This window comes from Calidifontimicrobium sp. SYSU G02091 (genome assembly GCF_022631395.1).
Taxonomy (GTDB): Bacteria; Pseudomonadota; Gammaproteobacteria; order Burkholderiales; family Burkholderiaceae_C; genus Calidifontimicrobium; species Calidifontimicrobium sediminis.
The window spans coordinates 18,327-38,238 of the sequence record NZ_JALBGB010000034.1 but is presented as its reverse complement, the minus strand read 5'-3'; the positions used below and the strand labels follow the sequence as shown (position 1 = coordinate 38,238).

The window sequence follows — 19,912 nt, the reverse complement described above, 5'->3', positions numbered from 1 at the left end:
TCTCGGCCGAGAGATCTTCGAGCGTGCAGCTGAACTCGCCGTCCTTGCTCTTGATGAGCTGCAGGTCGGTCAGGCGCTGGCCCGAGTAGCTTTCCTTGTGCTCGATGGTCTCGACGCTCAGGCTGATCTTGAGGTCGGGCACGTTGCCCACCCAGCGCAGCGCCAGCGGATTGCCGCTGGTGTCGCGCGCGGCCAGATAGACGCGGCCCTGGCCGGAGAAGTAGCTCATCAAGCGCTCCTTTCGATGATCTGGGAGGTTTCAAAGGCCAGCGGCAACAGCAGCACGCCGGCGGCGTAGTCGGGGCGTGGGGCGGCAGCTGGCATCATCGGCTGGTAGTCGGCCGATGGCTGCCAGCGGTACAGCCGTGCGAACACGGCGGCGGCGATGTCGGAGGCGGCTGCGCGCGCATCGGTGCCGCCGACCACGTCGGCCACCTGGCGCACGGCCGCCACGACCAGCCAGCGCGCGGCGACCCTGACCGCACCGGGCGACTTGTCGTCGACGACGCGGTAACCGTCGCAGGCCACGAACAGCGCTGGCAGCCGCTTGCCGGCCACCGACTGCATGTCGAGCTCGGCCATGCCGTGCACGCCGCCGGCCACGCCAGGCACCGACTCCAGGCGGGCGCGGATGAGAGGCTCTGCGGCGAGCATCAGAAGCCACCCAGCCCATCGCGGTCGAAGTTGGGGGCGGCGCCGGACTTCGCCGCGGCCAGCGACAGAGCGGGCTGCTGCTCCTGTGGAAGCGTCGCGGGCAGCCCCAGGCTCACGTGTCCGCGCGTGAGCGCCTCGAGCATGCGGCGCGCGTCCTCGTAGCGGCGGCGCACCTCCTCGCTGGCGAGGTCTTCCCACAGGCGGTAGCGCGCGATGTCGCACGCCACGCGCACGAGCACCGGCGGCACGGTGGGCAGCGGCAGGCGGTAGCGCGTGGCCAGGTAGCCGTCGATCTCGGCGTCGGCGTCGGCCAGCGCGCGCGCGAGCACCGCCGCGTCGACCGCCCCGGTGCCGTTGCGGTCGGTGCGCGCGGTGAGCTCCTCGAGCCCGAAGCGCGACTGCATGTCCGCGGCGCTCGCGTAGGGCACAGGTCAGCCTCCGAGCTCGGCCACGGCCAGCGCCGGGTCGGCGCGCAGCGCCTGCGCCTGCTGTGGCGTGGCGCAGACCACCACCGGCTCGCGGCCGAACGGGCCGAGGCCGGCGCGATAGCGGCCGTAGTCGCCGTGCACGCTGACCGTGCGCACGAGCAGCCGCAAGGTGCCCGCCGGCGCCGCCGGCGGCACGTCGATCGTGCCGTCGAGCACCGGGTTGGCCGTCTTGGCGCGGTTGCGGCTCATGGATCAGCGCGTGCTCAGACCAGCCACGGCGAGACGATGACCTCGACCGCCTTGTAGTTGGGGTTGCTCTCGCCGCCCGTGGTCAGCTGCGACTCGATCAGGGCAAGCGCTGCGGCGCGCAGCGTGGGCGGCACCACCAGGTGCGTGGGCCGCACACCCATCGGGCGGCCGCCGTCGGCCTTGACGCTCATCATCGCGGCCATCGCCGCGTTGAAGTTGGCCGCGGTCAGCGCTGCCTTGCTCTTGTAGGCCAGCTGCCAGAAGCCGAAGCCGGCGTTGCAGCGGTAGCGGATGCCGTAGCGGTACGTGTCGCTGGTGAACACGCCCTCGTCGTTGGAGGCCGTCATGGCCTCGAGCTCGGGCGTGGTGCGCTCCTGGAAGATCAGCGGCTTGAGCGCGCGACTGGTGTCGAGCAGGTACCAGGCCGGATCGGTGCCCGCCTGGAGGTTCGAGACGCTGGTCGCGGTGCCGGTGCCGTCGACGTTCGGGTAGACGGGGTGGTCGACGTCGAAGAAGTTCTGGCCGTCGTAGCACAGCGTGGTCTCGCCGGCGGCGAGCAGCTCGAAGACGAGCTGGTCGGCATGCGCGCGCGCCGCGCGCCCCATCTCGGCGAACAGCGGCGTGTACACGCCCACGTTGTCGTCCTCGATGTCGGTGCGGCGCACACCGACCGTGCCCTCGTAGAGCTTGTTTTGCACCTGGTAGGCGCTGGCGGCCATGTCCTTGACGACGCGGTCGCCCACCCACTCGCGCAGCTTCGGGAACTGGTTGAGCCAGCCGTAGGTGTTGGCCGTGCTCGACGACGGCACGCGCGTGGCGATCTTGTCCCAGTCAACGGGCGTGCCCTGCAGCGCGTCCTGGAACGCCTTGCTGAAGCCGACGCGAAGGCTCGTAATGAGGGCCGGGGTGATGATGGCCATGAGCAGTTACTCCTTGTCCACGGTTGATTCCAGATGGGCGCAGCCGGCGCCCGTGATGCGCCAGCGGTCGCCGTCGCGGCTGACCAGGCCCTGCTCGGCCAGCGTGTGCAGCAAGAAATCGATGTGCGGCGCGAGGTCGGCCAGGCGGCGGCGCGGCACGAAACCGCCCACCTCCTGCGCGCCTTCGCCCAGGCGCACGACGTAGAGGCGCTCCAGAATCAGGCGGCGCGCCTCGGCGCTGTCGCGCAGCACGTCACGCACGGGCGACCCCGAGGGCCTTCTTGTGCGCGGCGAAGTCGGCCTCGCTCAGGCCCAGCAGCGCGCAGGCGATGCGGTCTTCCTCGGTCAGCGCCTCGCAGGCCGTGTCCGCATTCGATGCGACGCGGTGCGCGGCCGGCTGGTCTGCCGGCAGGATCACCGGGGCTTTCTCGACCCAGCTGGCGAAGCCGGCGGCGTCGCGGCTGGCGTAGCCGATGGCCCAGTCCTTGAGCGCCGGGGCGAGCTTGCCCGCGCGCATGGCGGCCGCGACGTCCGCCTCGGCTTTCTCGGCGGCGATGCGCTGCTGCAGTGCGGCCAGCTCGTCGGCCACGGCCTTGTGCTGGCTCATCGGCACCCACTGGGCGGGGTCGGGCTGGCGGGCGGCGGCGTCGCGCAGCAAGCGCGCCGCGTGCGCGGCCAAAGCCGCCACGTCGGCGTCGCCTTCGATGCCCAGCGCCTGGGCGATGGGGGTCAGGTCGGTCACGTCTGCTCCTTGTTTGTGCGCCACGGGCGGGAGGTAGAGGTTCGGGTAGTGCGTGAGCCCGGCGCCTTCGAGCGCGAGCACCACGCCGGCCTTGTCGTGGCGAAAGACCGGCGACAGGTAGCGGTACTCGCGCGCGGCGATCAGCTCGGCGGCGCGCGGCGTCCACTGCACGCGCCCCCACAGGCTGCCCGCGCGCGGCTGCAGCTCCTTGATCCAGCCGGCTGCCGGCACGGGGCCGGCCTTGGCGTCGGCGTCGAGCGTCTGGTGGTCGTAGTCTATGGGCAGGTCGACGCCCGCGCTGTTGAAGGCCGCCAGCACCGCCGCCATGTCCAGCCGGTACGGCCCGCGCCCGTCGCGCCCGGAAAAAGTGCCCGCCGGAACGAGCTGCACCCATTCCGGCGGGGAAGACGGCACGTCGCCGTCGGGCTGGAGAGGCAATGAAACAACGTGCGCCGCGCGGTCGTGCGCGGTGGCCCTGGGGCGCGGATGCTGCGGCATGCGGCGCACTTTGCGCCGCCGCGGCCACCTCAGGAAGGCTGAACCGGTTCAGCCGGGGCCGTTTGCGGCGTCCGCACGCTTGCCGGCCGCGGCGAATGCCCCGCAAACCGGTTCACTCGCGTTCACTTTGCGCGATCGGGGCCTCGGTAAGGGGGTGGTAGCCACCCGGGCCAAAAATCGCCCACAGGCCCGATTTTGCGGTTTTGGCATTCCGGGCGGTCAGGCGCGGCCGTCCAGGGCGCCGCGCAGCGCATCGCCAAGGATGTCGAGCACGGCGGCGCGGTCGGCGTCGCCCAGGGTGCGGGCGACGGGGTCGGCCATCAGGAGGCCGCGGCGGGGGATGCGCTTCGTGCCGTATTCGTGAAAGGCCGCATACGGCTGCCCGAATCCCACCCGCGCCTCGCTGCGGCTGAAGCTGCTGGTGAGGCTGCCGAGCAGGTCGCCGGTGTCGTAGAGCGGGCGGCGGCTGGCCAGGCGCTCGCGGCCCTTCTTCGTCAGGCTGCCGTCCTTCCTGCGGTTGCCCTTGCCGCGCGCCAGTTCAGCCGGGGCCGTTTGCGGCGTCCGCACGCTTGCCGGCCGCGGCGAATGCCCCGCAAACCGGTTCACTCGCGTTCACTTTGCGCGATCGGGGCCTCGGTAAGGGGGTGGTAGCCACCCGGGCCAAAAATCGCCCACAGGCCCGATTTTGCGGTTTTGGCATTCCGGGCGGTCAGGCGCGGCCGTCCAGGGCGCCGCGCAGCGCATCGCCAAGGATGTCGAGCACGGCGGCGCGGTCGGCGTCGCCCAGGGTGCGGGCGACGGGGTCGGCCATCAGGAGGCCGCGGCGGGGGATGCGCTTCGTGCCGTATTCGTGAAAGGCCGCATACGGCTGCCCGAATCCCACCCGCGCCTCGCTGCGGCTGAAGCTGCTGGTGAGGCTGCCGAGCAGGTCGCCGGTGTCGTAGAGCGGGCGGCGGCTGGCCAGGCGCTCGCGGCCCTTCTTCGTCAGGCTGCCGTCCTTCCTGCGGTTGCCCTTGCCGCGCGCCAGATATGCCGCGAGCGTCGAGGGCGCCAGCGGCTTCCAGGGGCGGCCCTGCGGGTCGGTGGCGGTCTCGAAGCGCTGCTCCACCCGCGCTTCCAGTTCGGTGGCGATGGCCTTCATCACCGGAGAGAGGTCGGAGAGCCGCCGCTGGAGCCGATCCAGCGCCGCGCGCACTTCGCGGTCATCTATTTGGATGTCGATCATGCTCTACCCCATTGCGCGGCGCGGCGCATGCGGCGCGCGAGTCCGCCCGGTTTGACGCGCGGGCGGGGTAGGCTATGCTGGCAATTGGCGGTGATGCGCTGCGCCCTGACAGGTAACGGGTCCGCGCCAGCGGGTTGTGTGTGGGTTCGAGTCCCACCGCGCATCACCAGCCTCCCCACAGAATCTTGATCTTGCCGCCGCGCAGCTTGCCATCGAGCACATCCGCGCGCTGAAGCAAGGCCGACTTGACCGCATTGGTCGCGCGCTTGGGCTTTCCAGTCACGAAATCGACCTCCACCGCCAGCTGTGGCGTTCGGCCATCCGCGCCCGGCAGCAGCCACAGCGGTTTGCCGCTCTCCATGTCAATGACCAGCGCCACGGCCTGCCGCCACAGCGCAGGCAGGCTGCGCCATTGCGCCTCAGCGAGCGCGTTGCCATCATCCAGATGACGCCTGGCCTTGGGGCCATGGATCAGCCCTGGCCCGACCATGACTTCGGCGGTCTGCGGGCTGATGCCCGCCGCCTCCAGGTGCGCCAGATCGCGCGCGGTGATCGCGCCCAGCCAGCCGAGGCGATTGCGCTCCTGCCCGGCCAGCACCGGCCCGATCCAGTCTGACCAGTCGCGCTCGACGAGCGGCGCGAGATCGTCTACCAGCCGCGCACCGAGCTCGGCGGCGTAGCCCGCGAGCTTATCGCGGGCGGCGTCGATCAGTCCCCGCCATCTCATCGCCGCCTCGCCCACGTTGTAGCCGAAGCCGGGGTCGATGCGCGCCGGGATGGTCTTGACCTCGCCGGTCCTGGGGTTCGTCCATTCGACGGGCGGCTCGGCCGGCGGGGTGTGCTTGAGGTCGCTTCTGGCCTCGTATTCCTTGGCCCGCATGGGCACGGCGCGGCAGCGGCAGCGCCAGCCGCAGGGCGGGTAGTGGGTGCGCCACCACGGGTCATCCACCGGCAGGGTGACGTTGTGCCAGACGCGGTGGCTCTGGCGCACGCGCTCATCCGCCCGCGTGACATAGCGCAGGTAGGGGTGGCTGTCCTTGGCTGCCTGGATGCGCTCCCAGCGCCCGGCGGCCCAGGCCATGCGGGTGTTGACGTCGAAGATGAGCTTCAGCCGCGCCGGGTCGAAGCGGGTCTTGCGCGCCACGCCGTCAGGGCCGGTGACCTCGTTTTCTCCCCACCAGCCGGCGTCGGCGAGCAGCTGCCTGGCGTCGCGCGTCCAGTCGCGGCGCGAGAGGTCGCCGGCGACGCTCTTTTCCAGCCCGTCGCGCAGGGCGGCGAGCAGGTCGGCGCGGGCAAGGCGGCTCACCGTGAAGGCGCGTGCGTGCTCGTCGTGCCAGAGCTCGTGCCAGTCGTAGGTGATGCGCACGGCGTCGCGTGCGGCCATGTAGCGCACCGCCTCCTCGGGCGGCAGGCGGAAGGCGCGCGCGAATTCGCCCGGCGTGGCCGGCGCGTTCAGCGGCGCGTCGCCAGGATCAGCGGCGATGCGTGCCGGCATGGGCGCGCTCCCAGTCGTCTCGGCAGTCCGCGTCGCAGAAGCGGCGGCCTGCAGCGGTGATTTCTCCGCACCAGTGGCAGTAACCAGTGAAGGGCAGGCTGGGCGTCCAGCGGCGGCTCTTGAGCGTCAGCGCCATCTCGCGCTCCAGGCGCTCCTGCGTGATGTCGGCCTCATCCACGATCCGGCTCCGGCTCGCGGCCATGCACACCGGCCAGCCGCGCGGCGAACTGGGCGCGCTCCAGCGCCTCGGTCAGCGCCTCGATGGGGATGCCATCGAGCGCCGCGGCCAGCCTCGAGGAGAGCTCCTGCGCCGTCAGGCCGTCTGCCTGGGCCTGGTCGATGACGTCTTGCAGGGCGTGCGCAGCAGGGCCGATCTGCGCCTGCCATTCGCCCGTGGCCTCGTCCACGAGCCGGTCGAGCTCGTCCGGTTCGTACTCGTTCTGCGCGTTTTTTGTCGCATCGAATCCGTGCACGGCCACCGGCGAACCATGAGTTCGCGCGCGGTTCGCCACCGTGTTTGCCAATGGTTCGCCAGCGGACGCAGGCTCCGCGCCGACCACCGCTTCGCCGTCTTGCGGCTCGGGGATGCCGAAGCGGCCGCGCACCCACGTTTGCGGGATGGCCACGCCGGCGCCGGCGAGTTTGGCAACCTGGTCGGCCAGCGCGGCCATGTCTTCGGGCGCCTCGACGACCAGGTCGACGATGGGCAGCGGGGCGTCCTCGCCGAGGTTGAGCCGCACGATCGGGGAGATCAAGTCGCGCGTGATCGTCTGCTCGAGCGCGCGTGCGTCGGCCTCGAGGATGTCGCGGCGCACCTGCTCGTGCACGCGCGCTTGCGCCTGGCTCGAGCCGTCGTCGGTGGTCATCGTCTGGCCGAGCACCGCCTTGCTCACCTGGCGGTCGAGGTAGTCGATCAGCTTGTGATACAGGTCGGCGCTGGCGCTCTTGGAGCCGGACTCGACCAGCTCGAGCGCCATCTCCTGCGGAATCACGGCGGCGGCGTCCGACCCCAGGCTGAATGCAGCCTGCCGCAGCACGGCCACGTCATCGGGGCTGGCGCCCTGGTGGTACTTGCCCACGCGGATCGGCTGGCCGAACAGCTCGGCAAAGCGCGCCCAGTCCCGCAGCGCGAAGCTCTTGAAGACCCAGGCCCACAGGGCCGAGCGCGCGACGCCGCCGAGCAGCGGGATTCCGGCCGAAAGCGGCGGGGTGTGCACGATCATGCGGTATGGCGGCATCGTGGCGCCTTCGGCGCTGCCGTCGACCAGGCGCAGCAGCCGCCCGGTATCGCGGTCGAAGGTGAACCAGTGCGCCTCGCGCGGCACGATCTCGCGCGGGTACCAGATCCTGCCGGAGGTGTCCCACAGGATCTCGGCCACCGCGTAGCCTTTGGCCACCGCGTCCATCAGGTGCGCTGCCAGCTGGCTGATGTCCTGATCTGTAATCGCATCGCGCACCAGATCGGCGGCGCGCTTGGCGGCGCGGCTGTCATCGCGCGCGAGGATGCTCACCGGGAGGCCAGCAACAGCCAGAGTGCGAGTCTGAAGCACGGCACGGTAGTGCAGGTCTTTCTCGCGGATGTCGTCGGCGGCGAGCAGGAAGTCGTGCGCGTCGCCCATCGACGCTCGGCGCAGCACGTCGGCCACCATGGCCGGAGTCATGCTTGCCAGCGGACGCCACTGCCAGACGCTGCGCAGGCCGGCCTGCGATGGCATGGCGATGGGGGTCTTGAGATCGAGCATCGATCACTCCAACACCGAGATGCGCAAAACGGCGCGGCTGACACGGCTATGCATCGCGGTCTCCGATGACGCGGTCACTATCCACCTTCTGGCGCTTGAGCCACCATGTAGATCGCAGGACACACTCCGGTGCCAGCAGTTAGCGCCGCCGGAGCAGTATTCGGCATCGTCGAGCCTGATCCTGCCGCGTACAGGTAAGTCACGGCGCTCGTCGCGTTCAACACCCGGCCGAGAGATGTCTGCACCGATGCAATCGCCAGGGCGCGCACCGTCGCTGCAGATGAGCAGATGATGCTTGCCCAGTAAATGATCCCCGGCCGGCATAGATCCGGCATTGTCACGTCGCCTTCTTTGTTTCCTGTCGTTCCGACGTTCAGGCCGCTGGCAGACGCGAGAAGGGCGCCAGGCGCGTCGTTTCCCGAGCTGGTGGTGTTTGCATAGACGCCAACAGAAGCCGATCCTGCAGATGCCGTCGTGACAGATATCATCAAAGCACCGAGCGCCAGGTTGCGTGGCACGGCAAAAGGGATGAAGTACTGGCGCGCCGCCGTCAGCGCCAATGTGGTCAGTGCCGTCGCCCCAACGTCTCCGATGATGCGAGGATTCGACTGCCGTACAGGCCAGGCCACGCTTCCGGCGTGGTCGAAATTTGCCTCTCCGAACTTTGGAACCCTCTGGACGCTGTTGGTCGCTGTTGCGTAAAAGAGCCTCTCCTGGTCAGCCGCTAAAAACAGCTCGCCAGGCAACACGAGATTGTTGTCTGCCGCAGACTGGATCTCGTAGAACTGACCGCGCTTGATCTGTAGGCGCGGCATCGTCAGAAACTCCCGCAGTCGATGACACCCACATCGAGCGTGACGTATCCATTGCCGGCGGCCTTGACCCAGCTCATCGTAGGCCCCATGCGCAGCACGCCGTCAGTGCCATCGGTGCCCCAGATGTAGCCTGCCGTGCCACCGGAGACGACGGCGACCTTCTCGTCGGTCGTGCCGGCCGGGATGTTGAGCGCCGCCTTGAAAGCGTCGAAGGTGATCTTCTTTTCCTTGACGCCAGAGGCTTCGCTGGCGTCGTGCATCAGCACGAGGTCGGCGGCTCCGTCGACCGCCGGCATGGTGGCCAGGTCGTCGATGGGCGGGACGACGGGCTGTCGCGTCGTGGCGTCGGTGGCCACATGCAGCGTGGAGCGGTCGGTCGTGTAGAACTGCTCGCCGGAGAGCATCGAGCTCGTCGGCAGGTTGGCCTTGAGGCCGCGTTTGATCTGGATGCGTGGCATGTCGGTCCTCCTTGGACTGTTTCGTGGTCAGAACTCGCCGCAGTCGATCCACTGCAGCTCGAGGTTGATGCGCGCGGCGGCCTTGGCTTCTGGCGAGTCGAACTCGGCCAGGCGCTGAGAGACGCGAAGCGCATCTGGCGGCATCGGCCCCGGCGGGCCGACGAGGCCCGGCTGTGCGGCGCCCACGGTCACCGGCTGCTCGAGCACCGTCACGACGACGGCTGGCTCTCGCACGACGACGACGTCAGTCACGGCTCATGTCCTCCATCACGAGGAGGGTGGCCTGTTCGTAGGTGATGCGCACGCCGCTTGGGTACGTCACCTCGATATCGAAGCGGTAGCTGGCCGGGGCCACCGCCGTGGCCGATGCAGGCATCACGAGGTCGATGCGCCCGGCAGCGGACTGCAGCGTGAGCCTCCCATCGGCGGTGGACGCCTCCATGACCTTGACGCCGTCGGCGTCACGCACGTGCAGCCTGGCGGCCGCTCCAGTGAGGTCCACGGGGTTGCCGGCGCCGTCCTTGATGATCCAGGCGCGCTGCCAGGTGTCGCCACGGTAGATCTTGATGGCGGCCATTACCATCCCTCCCAGGCGCGGGCGCGTGCGCGCCCGTCCAGATCATCCTGGCGCGGCGCGAAGCTGCGGCGCGCCACGCTCTCGTAGGCATACACCGGAACCTGCTCGCCCGCGGCCGCGCAGGCCAGCGCCAGCGCCCAGAAGCGGTCGGCGTGGCCGCCGGAATCCCGGTCGGCCAGCAGGCGCGGCACCGCGCCCGCGCCAGGCTCCATCTTCACGGCGCGCAGGTCGTCGATGACGGCCGCCTTGTCGGCGTCTGGCACCGGCAAGAGCAGACGCCGCGCCTGCAGCCGGTCTTTGAGCGCCACGGCCATCTCCAGCTTGGCCGCCGCGGTGAAGATCACGCCCGTCACGCGGTACTGCCCGTGCCGCCGCTGCGCCTCTTGCACCGGCATCTCGCCCATGCCGGTCTGGTCGATGGCCACGCGCGCCACGCGGTAGGTGCGCATCACGGCATCGAGCCGGGCGAGCTGGGCGGCGAACGATTCGCCACGCATGACCTGCATCTCGCGCAGGGCCAGCACCCCGCCGCCCACGTCCTCCAGCACCGCGATCACCGAGAGGTCGCCGCGCGCGGCAATGTCCATGCCCACATACACCGCCCGCCCGTCGTAGGCGGGCGGCGGCGGCGCGTCCAGCGCGGCCAGAATCTCGTCGTAGGACAGCCACTCGCGTCCCGCCTGGTCGAGGAAGGCGCATTCGTATTCCTGCGCCCAGGTGTCCGGGTCGCGCGCGGCCTTGCGGAGCTCGTCCACGTTGCGCGGCAGGCCGTCGGCCACCGCGTCGTGGATGGTGACGGTGTGGCGGCTGAACAGCCCGCCGAGTCCGTCGGTCATGATCTCGTGGAACATGTCGCCAACGCCGTTGGGTGTGGAGATGACCCGCAGCTTGAGGTCGGGGCGACTGACCACGGGAACGAGCGCGCGCCAAAGCGCCCGGTTGTCCTTGTGGTGGGCGAATTCGTCGAGGATCAGGTTGTCGCTCATCCCGCGCGCCGTCTCGGGCTTGGCGGCGATGGCGCGGATGTAGCTGCCGCCCGGCAGGCGCACCATGTGCGCCATCTCGTCGGCCTCGAAGGGCTGATCCAGCGCCTCGAAGGCGGCGCCGATGGCCTTCAGATGCAGCGCCGCGCCGCCTCGGATCGCATCCAGAGCCCGGTCGCGCGAGATCGAAAGGATCGTCCAGCGGGCCACCCGCCATTCGGCCTCGGCCTCCAGCACATCGAGCACCGCCTCCAGCGTGGTGGTGAAGGTTTTCCCTGTCTGCCGCGACCAGCAGGCCGCCTTCCAGCGGCTTTTGTCGGCCAGGTAGCGGCGCTGGTAGGGGTAGAGGATGGGCGCTTCACCCTCCATACAACCCCCGCTTGATCTCCTCGAGCGTCGCCGCATCGAGGCGCTTGCCAGACTTCTGCGCGAAGCGCTCCACTTCTTCGATGCGCGCGCGCACCTCGTCGGCCCACTTCTTCTGGCCGATGCTGGCGCGGGAAGCCTCGGCAATGGCCCGCGCGGCTCGCGACAGCACCTTGACCTGCTCGGCCGGGTCGGCCTCATCGCTCGCCTCACTCACGCGCGTGAGCGCATCGAAGAGCGCCGACTGCACGATGCGCAGCACGGCGGCTGAGTGCTCGTCTGCATCGTCCGGTGCCGACTGGGCGAGAAGACGCGCCGCCTCGGTGCTGGCCTTGATGCGGCTCATCACTGCCTGCACGCGCTGGTCGTAGCGGTGCAGGCTGCTTTTGCTGATCTCCCAGCCCTGCTCGCGCAGCCAGGCGGCCAGCGCCTCATAGCCGCCGTGCGCGCGGTCGGCCAGCAGCCGCTCGAGCTCGGCCTTGAGTGCCGCGGGCAGTGCGTCCACTTTGCAGCGGCGAGCCATGTCACCACCTCGGCGGGCGCGCAAGGCCAGCCGGCGCGTCGGCACGGTATTCATAGACGTCTTCGCCGAGCGCGGTGAGCTTGGCAGACCACACGGGCGATCGGTCCTTGACGATGCTGGCCAGGCCGTGGCTGTCGAGCCAGCCGAGTTCGCGGCGGATGAGGTCGGCGGTGGCGTATATCGGGATCTCGTGCGCGCAGGCGAGCAGCACGTCCTCGCGTGTGCCGTAGGGCCTCGCGTGCCACAGTGCGGTGATCATCAGCCACCTGAGCGCCTCACGCTCGGCGCGTGCCGTGTCGATGGCTGCGTCGATGCGGCGTTCGTTCATGCTTTCCTCGCGAGCAGTTCGTAAAGGCGGTCGAGCTTGGTGTTGATGGCGGTGAACTCGCGGATCGCGTCCTCGCGGCGCTGGTAGTGCAGCGGCAGCTCGGCAATCAGCCGCTTGAGGTCGCCGTCTACACGGGCCACTTCGCCCGACAGCGAGTCGATGCGGTCAAAGCGCGCGTCGATCTCGCGCATCATTCGCATCGCCAGCGCTCTGGCCATCAAGACCAGGGCGCCGATGACGGCGCCCGCGATCCACAGTGCCACCTGCCAGCGCATCAGCGAGTCGAGCACGTCACCTTCCATGCGTCACCTGGTCCCACTGGCGGATGGCATCGATGCGGGCGCGGCACTCGTCGTAGGCGCTGGCGACGTCCAGTGCCCATGCCGCGACGTCGGCGTCGGTGCTGGCGATGCCGTGGCCGGGATCGGAGGCAGGCTCGGCAGCGGCGCGAGCAGCAGCGCCGGGACCCTCGGGCAGGTTGTCTGTGGCGCCTGCGGCGGCGTCGCTGATGCGCACGCGAAGAGCGCCGGACAGGCACTCGCGGCCAGCAGCCAGGCGGTTGATCTCACGACGGGCCTCCTTGAGTCTTTGCGATGCAGCGGCGCGCTGCGCGGTCAGTGATTGCGCGGCCACGAAGGCCGCTTCCTGGGCTTTGGCCAATGCGGCGGCGGCTTCCTGCGCGCGCTGCCGCTCCTGCGACTGGATGAGCTGCTCGCACTGGGCACCGCGGTTGTCGTCGCCTAGCCTGTAGCCGGCCAGGAAGCACGCGCCGGCCAGCGCGAAGGACAGCGCGGCCCATGCACTGGTTGACATCATCTGCGGCTCCATGCATTCACTGCGCAGGCGGCGACGCCGCGTCGCGGAACCAGTAGCCGAGCGCCAGCCCGAAGCTCGGACCCAGGCCGCTGACGAAGCTCTGCACGTCGAGGCGGCCGTTGACCAGGGCCCACCACAGGCCGCCTCCGTAGAGCGCGCCGAGCAGCACGGTGGCAAGCGCGCGGAAGTTGAATGCGGCCCTCACGGCGTGCGCCCCGTCCTGCACAGCTCATGCTCGGCAGCACGCCGGCGTTTCAAGCCGTCGAGCTCACGGCCGGCGGCGCGCGTCCAGCGCAGGATCTCGTCGCAGGCGCCTTCGTAGTCTGGCGGCACCTCGCGCAGCTTGCGCGCGAGTGTCGATGCGCAAAAGGCTGTGCCGCCGATGTTGTAGGCCAGGCTGATGAATGCGTCCCACTCGTGCGGGTAAAGCTCCAGGTCTGCCGGCAGGCAGTCTTTGATGTGTCGCTCGATGCGCGCGGCGTCGTGGGCTAGGCGCACGACGGCGCGCACCGGCGTGGTGGTGTCGCCTGGCTGTACCGCAGATCCGTCGTCGCGCCTGGTGGTGCCGAAGCCCACCGTGTGCACGCCGGCGACATCGGCGTAGGCGCGGCTTCGGTATCCTTCGTGCACGGCGATCGTGGCCGCGCCGATGGCGCTCAGCGCCAGCGCTGAGACGGCCACACGAAAGGCTGGCGAGGCGCTCATGGCGCCCATCGTGCCGCCGATGCCGATCAAGCGGCAGGCTGATTCACTTCAGAGGCGCTAGAACAGGCTGCCCTGCTCTGCGTTCTGGTCGTCGCGCCCGAGGATCTCGTAGACCCAGCGCTCTGTGAGCCGGTGTTCGCGGGCGATGTCTTGCACTCGGTGACCCGCGTCGTAGGCCGCCCGGATCGCGGCGTCGCGCGCTGCGCGTCTTGCGCCGTCGCACTTTGGAATGTAGAGGATGTCGCCGGCCGCGTACCGCGCCAAGGCCTCCTGCGCCGGCATCGGCAGTTCGGCCAGCGGGCCACTCAGTGGCGGGCTCTTGGGGATGCGCAGCGCCAGACCTCCGGCCACACCGATGAGCGTGCGCAGCGCGTCTTCGCCGATCAGCTTCTCGAGCAGCGTGGTGTCTGCGATGGCCATCAGTGACCCACGCCTTCGTGCGCCAGCCGGTATTCGAACCTGTCCTTGCCCACGCGGCGGCACTCGATGGCGAGGCCGTTTTCGCGCAGCTCGGCCACGCAGCTGTTGACGGCGCACACGCCGGCGCCCACGATGATGTCGAGCGTCGAGTACCAGCGCCCGTCGGAGAGCAGCTGTGCCACGCGCTGCAGGCGTGGCGAGTTTTCGAGTCGAGCGGCACGCATGTCGAACTCCGTGGCAGAGCGCTCGGCCATGCGCCCCATGTGCCCCCGCATGCGTTCAGGCGTGTGCACCCGCCGATGCACACGCCTGAGCGTCATGATCGTACAAGACGGCGACGCGCCTGTTGCAGCAGCGCCAGGATGCGCTCCTTGTCCTGCGGCGCTGGCGCGGGCCGGTCGAGAGCCGGCGGCTGCGGCCGCGCCGGCATGTGCTGCCACAGCTCGGACGGCGCCGGCCAGCGCGTGACGTGCGCCGCCAGATGGCGGAAGGCCGCGCGCAGCCGCGGCGCATCGAGTGCCTCGTCCCACAGGCCGCCGCGCATCACGATGGCGTCGGCCCAGGCAAGCGCGACCGCCTCGACGGCGTCGGCCGGCGGGCACCCTTCCAGGCGCAGCACGAGCAGGCGCTGGATGCCCTCGGCGACCTCCGCGACGAGCCAGCCGGGCAAAGATTCGGCGCTCATTGGCCGTCACCTCGCGCACGTCGCTTGAGCGCCTCGAGGCGCATGACACCGTCGACGGTGGCCGACGGCGAGCGCGCTGCCAGCCGACGCGCTGCAGACGTGTCCAGTCCATCGTCTGACGGCAAGATCGCTGCCTGGGTGCCCTGCAGCACACGCAACAGGTAGCCGTGGCTGGTCAGCGGCCGAACGTCGCCGGCGTCGCGCTTGGCGCGCAGCTGCTCGACGGTTTGCGTCAGCGCCGCAGCCAGGCGCTGCGCATCGGCGTCGAGGGCGAGCACTTCGCGCGCGATGCGCAGCGCGCGATCCCACGCCATGGCGCGGCTGGCGCTGCGCCACAGGCCCAGATAGGCCACCAGAGGCCTGCCAAGCGTCGCATCCAATGTGGACAGAAGAGCCATCAGCTCGCGAGCTGCGTCATCCTCGGCCCAGGCCTCGAGCGCGGCCTCGGCGTGGCAGACGGGGCAGCGCAGCCTCATCGCTGGACCTCGCGCCGTCCCGCATGGCGCTGGCGCTGCGCGAGCCAGCGGCGCAGCCCGACGATGATTTCGGTGGCGTCGCGGCGCGTTGCGAAGCGCACGTCGTCGGCGCCGCAGGTGCGCCGCACGAAGGCGCGAAGGGCGCCGTCGTCCAGGCCGTCCCAGCCCATCGCCAGGCAAAGCCTCTCGATCTCGGCGAGCTGCCGCTGCGTGGGGCGCCCCCAGCCGGTGCCGCCCCTTGGCGGCGGCGCTGGCACGCCGATGTCGGCGCCGCGGCGCTTGAGTTCCCAGCACCAGGCCACGAGCTGCGCGTAGGTGAAGTCGCGCAGGCTCGCGTGGCCCGCGAAGGACATCTGCGCAGCGCGCCTGGTGTCCTCGTCCATGCCGAGCTGCAGCGCGGCCTTGTGGGCCAGGCCGAGCAGGACGCGGCGGCGCGCTGCGGCGTCCATCACCAGTGCCCGACGCAAATGGCCATCATCGCCACGCGGGCGCTTTCGCGGTCGCCATGGACGGCGATGTGGCGCAGCGCCTGCTCGTAGCGCTGCATCCAGACAATCAGACCTTCCACCTGACGCGCGTCCCAGACGGTGGCGTCGCCGCGCGCGATGCGCTGCGGCAGCGTGGCGTCGAATGCGCGCACTGGTGGTGCGCAGTGCACGTCTTCTGCGAGTTCTTCGCCGACTCCGTCAGGCCCGTGCAGCGCGGTCATGGTCACTTCTCGGCCGTGATGCGCACGGTGGTGCCGCTGCGCACCTTCAGCAGCGCGCGATAGGCTGGCGCCATCGGGTCGTCGCCGTCGCTGGCCATCTGCAGCAGGTGCTCGCTCGGCTTGTAGGAGACGCTGATGTCGACGAGGTCGTTGAACCGGTCACCCAGCAGCGTCTGGAGCTTTTCGGCGTCGACGATCGACACGCTCGACGTGGTGGCCACGCTCACGCGGCACACGCCTGGCACGACCAGGCTCTGGCCGGCCAGCGCCTGCGCGAGCTGGTCCTTGTGCGTCTTAAGCTCGGCCTCGAGCGCCTCGATCTTCTGCACGAGCTCCCATGCCTGGAGCGCCGTGCGCACGAGGGCGGGCGCGACGGCGTCGATGCGCTGGTTGCTGTCGCGGTCGATGATGTGGGCGGCCAGGCGGCTGGCTTCCTTTGGTTGGGCCAGCTTGGCGGCCTGCTTGGTGGTGGTGTTGGTGGTGGTCATGGTGTCCTTGCCTCGAGGCGCCGCCGGCCAGCGGCGCGGTGTTGCCCTGGTGTCATGCGTCGCCCATGGGGCGGTGGCTGTCCGGGACGATGGTTTCGCCATCTGGCGGCTCGCAGTGCGCGGTGACGCCGTAGGTGACGACGCCGTCGTGCGTGCAGCGCAGCTTGATGGCTGCGTTGCGCAGCAGTCGGCGCAGGCTGTCTCGCAGCATGCGCTCGCCGGTTCCATCGAGCGCCAGCGCGCGGATGAGGTCGTCGCGGCTGTGCCAGCCGCCCTCGTCTCGCAGGTAGCGCCAGATCAGGCGGTCCATGGCTTTCGGGTAGATGGTGTCGCGCGTCATGTCAGAGCTCCGCGATTCGGCAGCCGGTGCAGTCCTCGCGCGGGCACGCGCGGCAGATAGCGGCGATGTCTGGGACGCGCGCCCGTGCGGCCTCGGCGTCGACCAGGCGCACGAGCGCCTGGTAGCGCGCGTGCAGCTCGCCGCCTTTGCGCTCGTACTTTCCAGAGCGCAGCATGGATGCGGCGGCCTTCGAGCAGCCGAGCACGTCGGCGATGTCCTCGATCTTCATGCGTCGGACCCAACCGCGTGCCGATTGGCCATCCACTCGCCGGCCAGCTCCAGCACCGCCGGTGTCAGGCTTTGGATGGCGTTTGACGCCATGATCCGTCGGCACTCGCCGGCCAGCTCCACCGCCTCGCGATAGTTGCCCTTGCGGCACAGCTGCCAGAAGCTGGTGACGATGTCGCGATCGGCCACGTCGCCGAATGCCGGACGCATCACGTGCGCGTAGGTCTCTGCGCGGTCCAGGTGTCGCGTGGACACGCGCTTTGCGCCGATGCGGCTGCCGAGCTGGATGAGCAGCGGGCGCGTGCGCGCCTCGGCGAACTTGCGGCTGTAGAGCTCCGTGCCAATCAGCAGCACCGCGATGCCGCTCTCATCGGCCAAATAGCGCAGCGTCTCCAGCACCCGCCAGCTGCACTTGTTGGCCTCATCCACCACCAGCAGCGCGCGCTCGTGCGCATCGCCACGGCGCAGCAGGCGGTCGGCCGCCCCCGCGCCCTCGATGCCCAGCATCTGCGCCACCGCCACCAGCAGCTGGTGCCGCGTCATCCCATCCCAGGCCGCCAGCCGCAGCGCCCCCATCTTGTCCGCTACGGCGCGGCCCGCCATGCTCTTGCCCGTGCCGGCCGGCCCGGTGATCTCGCCGATGGGGTTTTCGCTCTCAAGCACCAGCTGCGCCAGCGCCAGCGCCTCGCGCACCACCTTCGTGTCCCGGATCTCGCGCGCAGGCGCGCCTTTTGCTATCATCGCCTTGCTCCTTTCTTAGGTTGCACATCCGCCCCGCCGTCACGGGGCGGCTCCAAAAGCCACATCTCCAGCCCGGCGGCTGCCTCGCGCAGCCACCGGGCTTGGTTTTGATGGGCGTCGGCCAGCCTTCTGGCACGAATGCCGGCCTGGTGACCCAGCCAATACCAGCTCAGGTAATCCGGCTCCCAGCGCGCCACCCTGGGCACGCCCGGCTTGCCAGACCCCACCTCGTAGCCGTAGGCGCCCCAGGCCACCGACGCGCACGCATCGGCGTAGCCGTCCATCCACGCCTGCGACAGCCCATCCTGCACGCGCAGATCGACCCCATGCGCCAGCGCGGCTCGATACGCCTGCTGCAGCTTCTGGCCGATGCGCAGCTCGCGCACCATCGCCGCTACGCCGGCGCGCCATCCAGCCTGGATGTCCTCTGCGCTCACAGCCCCATCTCCCGCGCCAGCTGCGTCTCCGGGTCATCGCCAGCGGCAAAGCGATCCATCCCATCGGCCTGCCGCGCCTGGTACGCCGCATTGATCCGCGCGATGGCCTCGGCTTCGGCCCGACGCATCCCATCCATCAGCGCAACCAACTCGGGCGAAACCTGCACCTGCTGTGCCGCCGATCTCGCCTCCTCCAGCGTCTCATCCAATCCGAGCAGCTTCGCGCGCAGGCCAGCGGTGGCGGACTCATCCAGCGGTCCGCCGGCAGCCTCGATCTTCTGGCCCATCAGCACCCGAGCCGCCTTGGCCCGGCGGGCAGCCTCCTTGGCGCCCGCCTCATCCAGCAGCCCATAGACACGCTCGGGCTCGGCCCAGCCCAGCACCCGCTGGCCGTCCAGGATGTACACCGCATCGAAGGCCGGGGCCAGAATGCGCGGCACAGCCACCGTCACCCGGCCCTCGATCCACATCAGGAAGTCCGCGTAGTACGTCTTGCCCCGCACCTGCACCGTGCCGCGGCTCACCACCCGCGTCTCCAGGTCCGCAAACGCCAGCGCCAGCGCCAGCCGGTCCACATGCCAAGGCTTCCAGCCCGCCACGCGCGCGGCTTCGAGCTTTTGCTGCGGGCTCATTCCGCCCATGTGCTCGGCCGAGGGCTGCGGCGTGACCAGGTAATCGTCGATGGTGGCCTTGAGCCACTGCCGCACCTCATCGAACGGCGCGGGCTGCACGCCTTTGCCCAGGGTGACCACCTTCTTCGTCATCCGGTTGCCGCCCACATAGCCCACCCACCACGCCAGCCAGTGGCGCAGGTTGCCAAACTGCCCCTCCACCCGCTTGCCGCGCGGATGGAACGGAATCGAACGCACCACCCGCCGATCCTCAGGCGCCGTGGCCGCGTCCTCTGCGGCAAACGCGTGCTGCGTCAGATCGGCCAGCCGCTTGGCCGCGGCCAGCATCTCGTCCCAGCGGTACTCGCTGCCGTTGTCCAGATACAGCCGCCGCGGCGCCCCAAACGGCGCCTCCTCGCACATGCGGGCAAACGATGCCGCCACCACATCGCGGCGGATGCCCTCGCCCTTGTCCAGCAGCACCAGGTCATAGTGCAGCCAGTTGGTCGCCACGTCGTGCCACATGACGATGCGCGCATAAGCCGTCGAGCCATCCTCGCGCAGCACCGGAATATCCAGCGGCGTGATATCGCCGCAGACCACCTCGCCCGGCATCATCCCGGCGGCCGTGCGCTTCACTGGTGCGCGGTTCTTGTCGTAGAACCCCTTGGCATCGCGCAGGAAGCGCCCCGCCACCCGGAAATGCCGACCCTCCGCGTCCAGATACCGGCGCGGCGCCGGCAGGCTGATGAGCCGCGCGCCCAGGTCACGCGGCAGCCCCATCTCCATCAACTCCTTGGCCACATGCGTCGTGGCCTTCAGCCAACACTGCCGCTCGCTCGCCGCCCCGCCCACCCAGGCCGAGCGCACCGCCTGGCGCATCCGCTCCGCCAGCTCCGGCACATCCATCGCGCCCCAGCGCCCAGCGGCCTCCTGCGCCCACGCCAGCCACCCGCTGGAAATGAGCGTGCGCGCTTGCCCGCGGTCGCGACGCTGCCCCAGCCGCGCCAGCGCCAGCACACCGCCCTCCCGCGCGATCTCACACAACCGGTACACCTGCGCCACGCTCTTTCCAAGCGCGCGCGCCACCTCCTCGGCCATCGCGCGCCGCCCGCGGTGGCGCTCCGGCAAGTCCAGGACGGGCTTGAGCAGCAGCATCAGGTCGCGCGCCTGCTGCACCCGCTCAAAGTCATCGTCGCGCGGCGCTCTGCCGTCGATCATCCCGACCAAAATCGCATCGCTGGTCTCAAAAA

At 70.0% G+C, this 19,912-nt stretch carries 34 protein-coding genes and 1 pseudogene; all 35 read right to left on the bottom strand.

Annotation, left to right across the window (positions count from 1 at the left end):
• Nucleotides 1–229 (bottom strand): annotated as a pseudogene (locus MOJ79_RS16430) (hypothetical protein); the annotation flags it as partial.
• On the bottom strand, nucleotides 229–654 hold the full coding sequence (locus tag MOJ79_RS16425) for a phage tail terminator protein (RefSeq protein WP_442863138.1): 426 nt from the start codon (nucleotides 652–654) through the stop codon (nucleotides 229–231). The gene MOJ79_RS16425 and the pseudogene MOJ79_RS16430, both read right to left, overlap by 1 nt.
• Nucleotides 654–1,082 (bottom strand): gp436 family protein, encoded by a 429-nt coding sequence (locus MOJ79_RS16420; protein ID WP_241925129.1) that lies wholly within the window; start codon nucleotides 1,080–1,082, stop codon nucleotides 654–656. Before MOJ79_RS16420 ends, MOJ79_RS16425 begins: the two co-directional genes overlap by 1 nt.
• Before the next feature lie 3 nt (nucleotides 1,083–1,085).
• Nucleotides 1,086–1,331, bottom strand: a complete 246-nt coding sequence (locus tag MOJ79_RS16415) for a hypothetical protein (RefSeq protein WP_241925128.1) — start codon at nucleotides 1,329–1,331, stop codon at nucleotides 1,086–1,088.
• Nucleotides 1,332–1,345: 14 nt separating this feature from the next.
• Entirely contained in the window at nucleotides 1,346–2,251 is a 906-nt protein-coding gene (locus tag MOJ79_RS16410) for a Mu-like prophage major head subunit gpT family protein (protein WP_241925127.1), read from the bottom strand.
• A gap of 6 nt (nucleotides 2,252–2,257) precedes the next feature.
• Nucleotides 2,258–2,512 carry a hypothetical protein gene (locus tag MOJ79_RS16405; RefSeq protein WP_241925126.1) on the bottom strand — a complete coding sequence of 85 codons (255 nt, stop codon included), beginning with the start codon at nucleotides 2,510–2,512 and terminating at the stop codon, nucleotides 2,258–2,260.
• Complete coding sequence (locus MOJ79_RS16400) at nucleotides 2,505–3,431, bottom strand: phage protease (RefSeq protein WP_241925125.1); 927 nt, start codon at nucleotides 3,429–3,431, stop codon at nucleotides 2,505–2,507. The genes MOJ79_RS16405 and MOJ79_RS16400 overlap by 8 nt, the downstream gene beginning before the upstream one ends.
• A gap of 279 nt (nucleotides 3,432–3,710) precedes the next feature.
• A complete protein-coding gene (locus MOJ79_RS16395) occupies nucleotides 3,711–4,097 on the bottom strand; it encodes a hypothetical protein (RefSeq protein WP_241925124.1) in 387 nt (128 codons plus the stop codon).
• Nucleotides 4,098–4,200: 103 nt separating this feature from the next.
• Nucleotides 4,201–4,716, bottom strand: a complete 516-nt coding sequence (locus tag MOJ79_RS16390) for a phage virion morphogenesis protein (RefSeq protein WP_241925123.1) — start codon at nucleotides 4,714–4,716, stop codon at nucleotides 4,201–4,203.
• A 163-nt stretch (nucleotides 4,717–4,879) separates the two neighbouring features.
• Nucleotides 4,880–6,211, bottom strand: coding sequence for a phage head morphogenesis protein (locus tag MOJ79_RS16385; protein WP_241925122.1), 1,332 nt, complete (start codon nucleotides 6,209–6,211; stop codon nucleotides 4,880–4,882).
• Entirely contained in the window at nucleotides 6,189–6,389 is a 201-nt protein-coding gene (locus MOJ79_RS16380) for a hypothetical protein (RefSeq protein ID WP_241925121.1), read from the bottom strand. The genes MOJ79_RS16385 and MOJ79_RS16380 overlap by 23 nt, the downstream gene beginning before the upstream one ends.
• Complete coding sequence (locus MOJ79_RS16375; protein ID WP_241925120.1) at nucleotides 6,382–7,953, bottom strand: DUF935 domain-containing protein; 1,572 nt, start codon at nucleotides 7,951–7,953, stop codon at nucleotides 6,382–6,384. Before MOJ79_RS16375 ends, MOJ79_RS16380 begins: the two co-directional genes overlap by 8 nt.
• Nucleotides 7,954–8,030: 77 nt before the next feature.
• Nucleotides 8,031–8,768, bottom strand: a complete 738-nt coding sequence (locus MOJ79_RS16370) for a hypothetical protein (RefSeq protein WP_241925119.1) — start codon at nucleotides 8,766–8,768, stop codon at nucleotides 8,031–8,033.
• A gap of 2 nt (nucleotides 8,769–8,770) precedes the next feature.
• Complete coding sequence (locus MOJ79_RS16365) at nucleotides 8,771–9,226, bottom strand: hypothetical protein (RefSeq protein WP_241925118.1); 456 nt, start codon at nucleotides 9,224–9,226, stop codon at nucleotides 8,771–8,773.
• Between the two features lie 27 nt (nucleotides 9,227–9,253).
• On the bottom strand, nucleotides 9,254–9,478 hold the full coding sequence (locus tag MOJ79_RS16360; protein WP_241925117.1) for a hypothetical protein: 225 nt from the start codon (nucleotides 9,476–9,478) through the stop codon (nucleotides 9,254–9,256).
• Nucleotides 9,471–9,803 carry a phage baseplate upper protein gene (locus tag MOJ79_RS16355; protein ID WP_241925116.1) on the bottom strand — a complete coding sequence of 111 codons (333 nt, stop codon included), beginning with the start codon at nucleotides 9,801–9,803 and terminating at the stop codon, nucleotides 9,471–9,473. The genes MOJ79_RS16360 and MOJ79_RS16355 overlap by 8 nt, the downstream gene beginning before the upstream one ends.
• Nucleotides 9,803–11,155, bottom strand: a complete 1,353-nt coding sequence (locus MOJ79_RS16350; RefSeq protein ID WP_241925115.1) for a phage terminase large subunit family protein — start codon at nucleotides 11,153–11,155, stop codon at nucleotides 9,803–9,805. The genes MOJ79_RS16355 and MOJ79_RS16350 overlap by 1 nt, the downstream gene beginning before the upstream one ends.
• Nucleotides 11,145–11,729 (bottom strand): DUF3486 family protein, encoded by a 585-nt coding sequence (locus MOJ79_RS16345; RefSeq protein ID WP_241925114.1) that lies wholly within the window; start codon nucleotides 11,727–11,729, stop codon nucleotides 11,145–11,147. Before MOJ79_RS16345 ends, MOJ79_RS16350 begins: the two co-directional genes overlap by 11 nt.
• A complete protein-coding gene (locus MOJ79_RS16340; protein WP_119352921.1) occupies nucleotides 11,677–12,003 on the bottom strand; it encodes a cytoplasmic protein in 327 nt (108 codons plus the stop codon). Before MOJ79_RS16340 ends, MOJ79_RS16345 begins: the two co-directional genes overlap by 53 nt.
• Complete coding sequence (locus tag MOJ79_RS16335; protein ID WP_119352920.1) at nucleotides 12,000–12,305, bottom strand: hypothetical protein; 306 nt, start codon at nucleotides 12,303–12,305, stop codon at nucleotides 12,000–12,002. The genes MOJ79_RS16340 and MOJ79_RS16335 overlap by 4 nt, the downstream gene beginning before the upstream one ends.
• Nucleotides 12,295–12,831 (bottom strand): hypothetical protein, encoded by a 537-nt coding sequence (locus MOJ79_RS16330; RefSeq protein WP_241925113.1) that lies wholly within the window; start codon nucleotides 12,829–12,831, stop codon nucleotides 12,295–12,297. The genes MOJ79_RS16335 and MOJ79_RS16330 overlap by 11 nt, the downstream gene beginning before the upstream one ends.
• A 4-nt stretch (nucleotides 12,832–12,835) precedes the next feature.
• On the bottom strand, nucleotides 12,836–13,024 hold the full coding sequence (locus MOJ79_RS16325; RefSeq protein ID WP_162910160.1) for a hypothetical protein: 189 nt from the start codon (nucleotides 13,022–13,024) through the stop codon (nucleotides 12,836–12,838).
• Nucleotides 13,021–13,554 (bottom strand): lysozyme, encoded by a 534-nt coding sequence (locus tag MOJ79_RS16320; RefSeq protein WP_241925112.1) that lies wholly within the window; start codon nucleotides 13,552–13,554, stop codon nucleotides 13,021–13,023. Before MOJ79_RS16320 ends, MOJ79_RS16325 begins: the two co-directional genes overlap by 4 nt.
• A 27-nt stretch (nucleotides 13,555–13,581) precedes the next feature.
• Nucleotides 13,582–13,944 (bottom strand): Mor transcription activator family protein, encoded by a 363-nt coding sequence (locus tag MOJ79_RS16315; protein ID WP_241925111.1) that lies wholly within the window; start codon nucleotides 13,942–13,944, stop codon nucleotides 13,582–13,584.
• Entirely contained in the window at nucleotides 13,944–14,168 is a 225-nt protein-coding gene (locus MOJ79_RS16310; RefSeq protein ID WP_241925110.1) for a hypothetical protein, read from the bottom strand. Before MOJ79_RS16310 ends, MOJ79_RS16315 begins: the two co-directional genes overlap by 1 nt.
• A gap of 92 nt (nucleotides 14,169–14,260) precedes the next feature.
• Complete coding sequence (locus tag MOJ79_RS16305; protein WP_241925109.1) at nucleotides 14,261–14,629, bottom strand: hypothetical protein; 369 nt, start codon at nucleotides 14,627–14,629, stop codon at nucleotides 14,261–14,263.
• Entirely contained in the window at nucleotides 14,626–15,105 is a 480-nt protein-coding gene (locus MOJ79_RS16300; RefSeq protein ID WP_241925108.1) for a hypothetical protein, read from the bottom strand. Before MOJ79_RS16300 ends, MOJ79_RS16305 begins: the two co-directional genes overlap by 4 nt.
• The gene (locus MOJ79_RS16295) at nucleotides 15,102–15,572 is read right to left on the bottom strand and encodes a regulatory protein GemA (RefSeq protein ID WP_241925107.1); all 471 of its coding nucleotides are present in this window, start codon (nucleotides 15,570–15,572) and stop codon (nucleotides 15,102–15,104) included. Before MOJ79_RS16295 ends, MOJ79_RS16300 begins: the two co-directional genes overlap by 4 nt.
• Nucleotides 15,554–15,814, bottom strand: a complete 261-nt coding sequence (locus tag MOJ79_RS16290; protein WP_241925106.1) for a hypothetical protein — start codon at nucleotides 15,812–15,814, stop codon at nucleotides 15,554–15,556. Before MOJ79_RS16290 ends, MOJ79_RS16295 begins: the two co-directional genes overlap by 19 nt.
• Before the next feature lie 2 nt (nucleotides 15,815–15,816).
• A complete protein-coding gene (locus tag MOJ79_RS16285) occupies nucleotides 15,817–16,302 on the bottom strand; it encodes a hypothetical protein (RefSeq protein WP_241925105.1) in 486 nt (161 codons plus the stop codon).
• 52 nt (nucleotides 16,303–16,354) lie between these two features.
• Nucleotides 16,355–16,642: a hypothetical protein gene (locus MOJ79_RS16280; RefSeq protein ID WP_241925104.1), complete on the bottom strand. Its 288-nt coding sequence runs from the start codon at nucleotides 16,640–16,642 to the stop codon at nucleotides 16,355–16,357.
• A 1-nt stretch (nucleotide 16,643) separates the two neighbouring features.
• Nucleotides 16,644–16,871: a hypothetical protein gene (locus tag MOJ79_RS16275; RefSeq protein ID WP_241925103.1), complete on the bottom strand. Its 228-nt coding sequence runs from the start codon at nucleotides 16,869–16,871 to the stop codon at nucleotides 16,644–16,646.
• Nucleotides 16,868–17,611, bottom strand: coding sequence for an ATP-binding protein (locus tag MOJ79_RS16270; protein WP_241925102.1), 744 nt, complete (start codon nucleotides 17,609–17,611; stop codon nucleotides 16,868–16,870). Before MOJ79_RS16270 ends, MOJ79_RS16275 begins: the two co-directional genes overlap by 4 nt.
• Complete coding sequence (locus MOJ79_RS16265; protein ID WP_241925101.1) at nucleotides 17,608–18,048, bottom strand: hypothetical protein; 441 nt, start codon at nucleotides 18,046–18,048, stop codon at nucleotides 17,608–17,610. Before MOJ79_RS16265 ends, MOJ79_RS16270 begins: the two co-directional genes overlap by 4 nt.
• Nucleotides 18,045–19,880, bottom strand: a complete 1,836-nt coding sequence (locus tag MOJ79_RS16260; RefSeq protein WP_241925100.1) for a transposase family protein — start codon at nucleotides 19,878–19,880, stop codon at nucleotides 18,045–18,047. Before MOJ79_RS16260 ends, MOJ79_RS16265 begins: the two co-directional genes overlap by 4 nt.
• Nucleotides 19,881–19,912 lie beyond the last annotated feature (32 nt).

Bases quoted from the DNA above. Each gene is read 5' to 3' on its own strand.
- MOJ79_RS16425 (WP_442863138.1), bottom strand. From the start codon at position 654: ATGCTCGCCGCAGAGCCTCTCATCCGCGCCCGCCTGGAGTCGGTGCCT.
- MOJ79_RS16415 (WP_241925128.1), bottom strand. From the start codon at position 1,331: ATGAGCCGCAACCGCGCCAAGACGGCCAACCCGGTGCTCGACGGCACG.
- MOJ79_RS16410 (WP_241925127.1), bottom strand. From the start codon at position 2,251: ATGGCCATCATCACCCCGGCCCTCATTACGAGCCTTCGCGTCGGCTTC.
- MOJ79_RS16390 (WP_241925123.1), bottom strand. From the start codon at position 4,716: ATGATCGACATCCAAATAGATGACCGCGAAGTGCGCGCGGCGCTGGAT.
- MOJ79_RS16385 (WP_241925122.1), bottom strand. From the start codon at position 6,211: ATGCCGGCACGCATCGCCGCTGATCCTGGCGACGCGCCGCTGAACGCG.
- MOJ79_RS16375 (WP_241925120.1), bottom strand. From the start codon at position 7,953: ATGCTCGATCTCAAGACCCCCATCGCCATGCCATCGCAGGCCGGCCTG.
- MOJ79_RS16370 (WP_241925119.1), bottom strand. From the start codon at position 8,768: ATGCCGCGCCTACAGATCAAGCGCGGTCAGTTCTACGAGATCCAGTCT.
- MOJ79_RS16365 (WP_241925118.1), bottom strand. From the start codon at position 9,226: ATGCCACGCATCCAGATCAAACGCGGCCTCAAGGCCAACCTGCCGACG.
- MOJ79_RS16355 (WP_241925116.1), bottom strand. From the start codon at position 9,803: ATGGCCGCCATCAAGATCTACCGTGGCGACACCTGGCAGCGCGCCTGG.
- MOJ79_RS16350 (WP_241925115.1), bottom strand. From the start codon at position 11,155: ATGGAGGGTGAAGCGCCCATCCTCTACCCCTACCAGCGCCGCTACCTG.
- MOJ79_RS16345 (WP_241925114.1), bottom strand. From the start codon at position 11,729: ATGAATACCGTGCCGACGCGCCGGCTGGCCTTGCGCGCCCGCCGAGGT.
- MOJ79_RS16340 (WP_119352921.1), bottom strand. From the start codon at position 12,003: ATGAACGAACGCCGCATCGACGCAGCCATCGACACGGCACGCGCCGAG.
- MOJ79_RS16335 (WP_119352920.1), bottom strand. From the start codon at position 12,305: ATGGAAGGTGACGTGCTCGACTCGCTGATGCGCTGGCAGGTGGCACTG.
- MOJ79_RS16330 (WP_241925113.1), bottom strand. From the start codon at position 12,831: ATGGAGCCGCAGATGATGTCAACCAGTGCATGGGCCGCGCTGTCCTTC.
- MOJ79_RS16315 (WP_241925111.1), bottom strand. From the start codon at position 13,944: ATGGCCATCGCAGACACCACGCTGCTCGAGAAGCTGATCGGCGAAGAC.
- MOJ79_RS16310 (WP_241925110.1), bottom strand. From the start codon at position 14,168: ATGCGTGCCGCTCGACTCGAAAACTCGCCACGCCTGCAGCGCGTGGCA.
- MOJ79_RS16305 (WP_241925109.1), bottom strand. From the start codon at position 14,629: ATGAGCGCCGAATCTTTGCCCGGCTGGCTCGTCGCGGAGGTCGCCGAG.
- MOJ79_RS16300 (WP_241925108.1), bottom strand. From the start codon at position 15,105: ATGAGGCTGCGCTGCCCCGTCTGCCACGCCGAGGCCGCGCTCGAGGCC.
- MOJ79_RS16290 (WP_241925106.1), bottom strand. From the start codon at position 15,814: ATGACCGCGCTGCACGGGCCTGACGGAGTCGGCGAAGAACTCGCAGAA.
- MOJ79_RS16285 (WP_241925105.1), bottom strand. From the start codon at position 16,302: ATGACCACCACCAACACCACCACCAAGCAGGCCGCCAAGCTGGCCCAA.
- MOJ79_RS16280 (WP_241925104.1), bottom strand. From the start codon at position 16,642: ATGACGCGCGACACCATCTACCCGAAAGCCATGGACCGCCTGATCTGG.
- MOJ79_RS16275 (WP_241925103.1), bottom strand. From the start codon at position 16,871: ATGAAGATCGAGGACATCGCCGACGTGCTCGGCTGCTCGAAGGCCGCC.
- MOJ79_RS16270 (WP_241925102.1), bottom strand. From the start codon at position 17,611: ATGATAGCAAAAGGCGCGCCTGCGCGCGAGATCCGGGACACGAAGGTG.
- MOJ79_RS16260 (WP_241925100.1), bottom strand. From the start codon at position 19,880: ATGATCGACGGCAGAGCGCCGCGCGACGATGACTTTGAGCGGGTGCAG.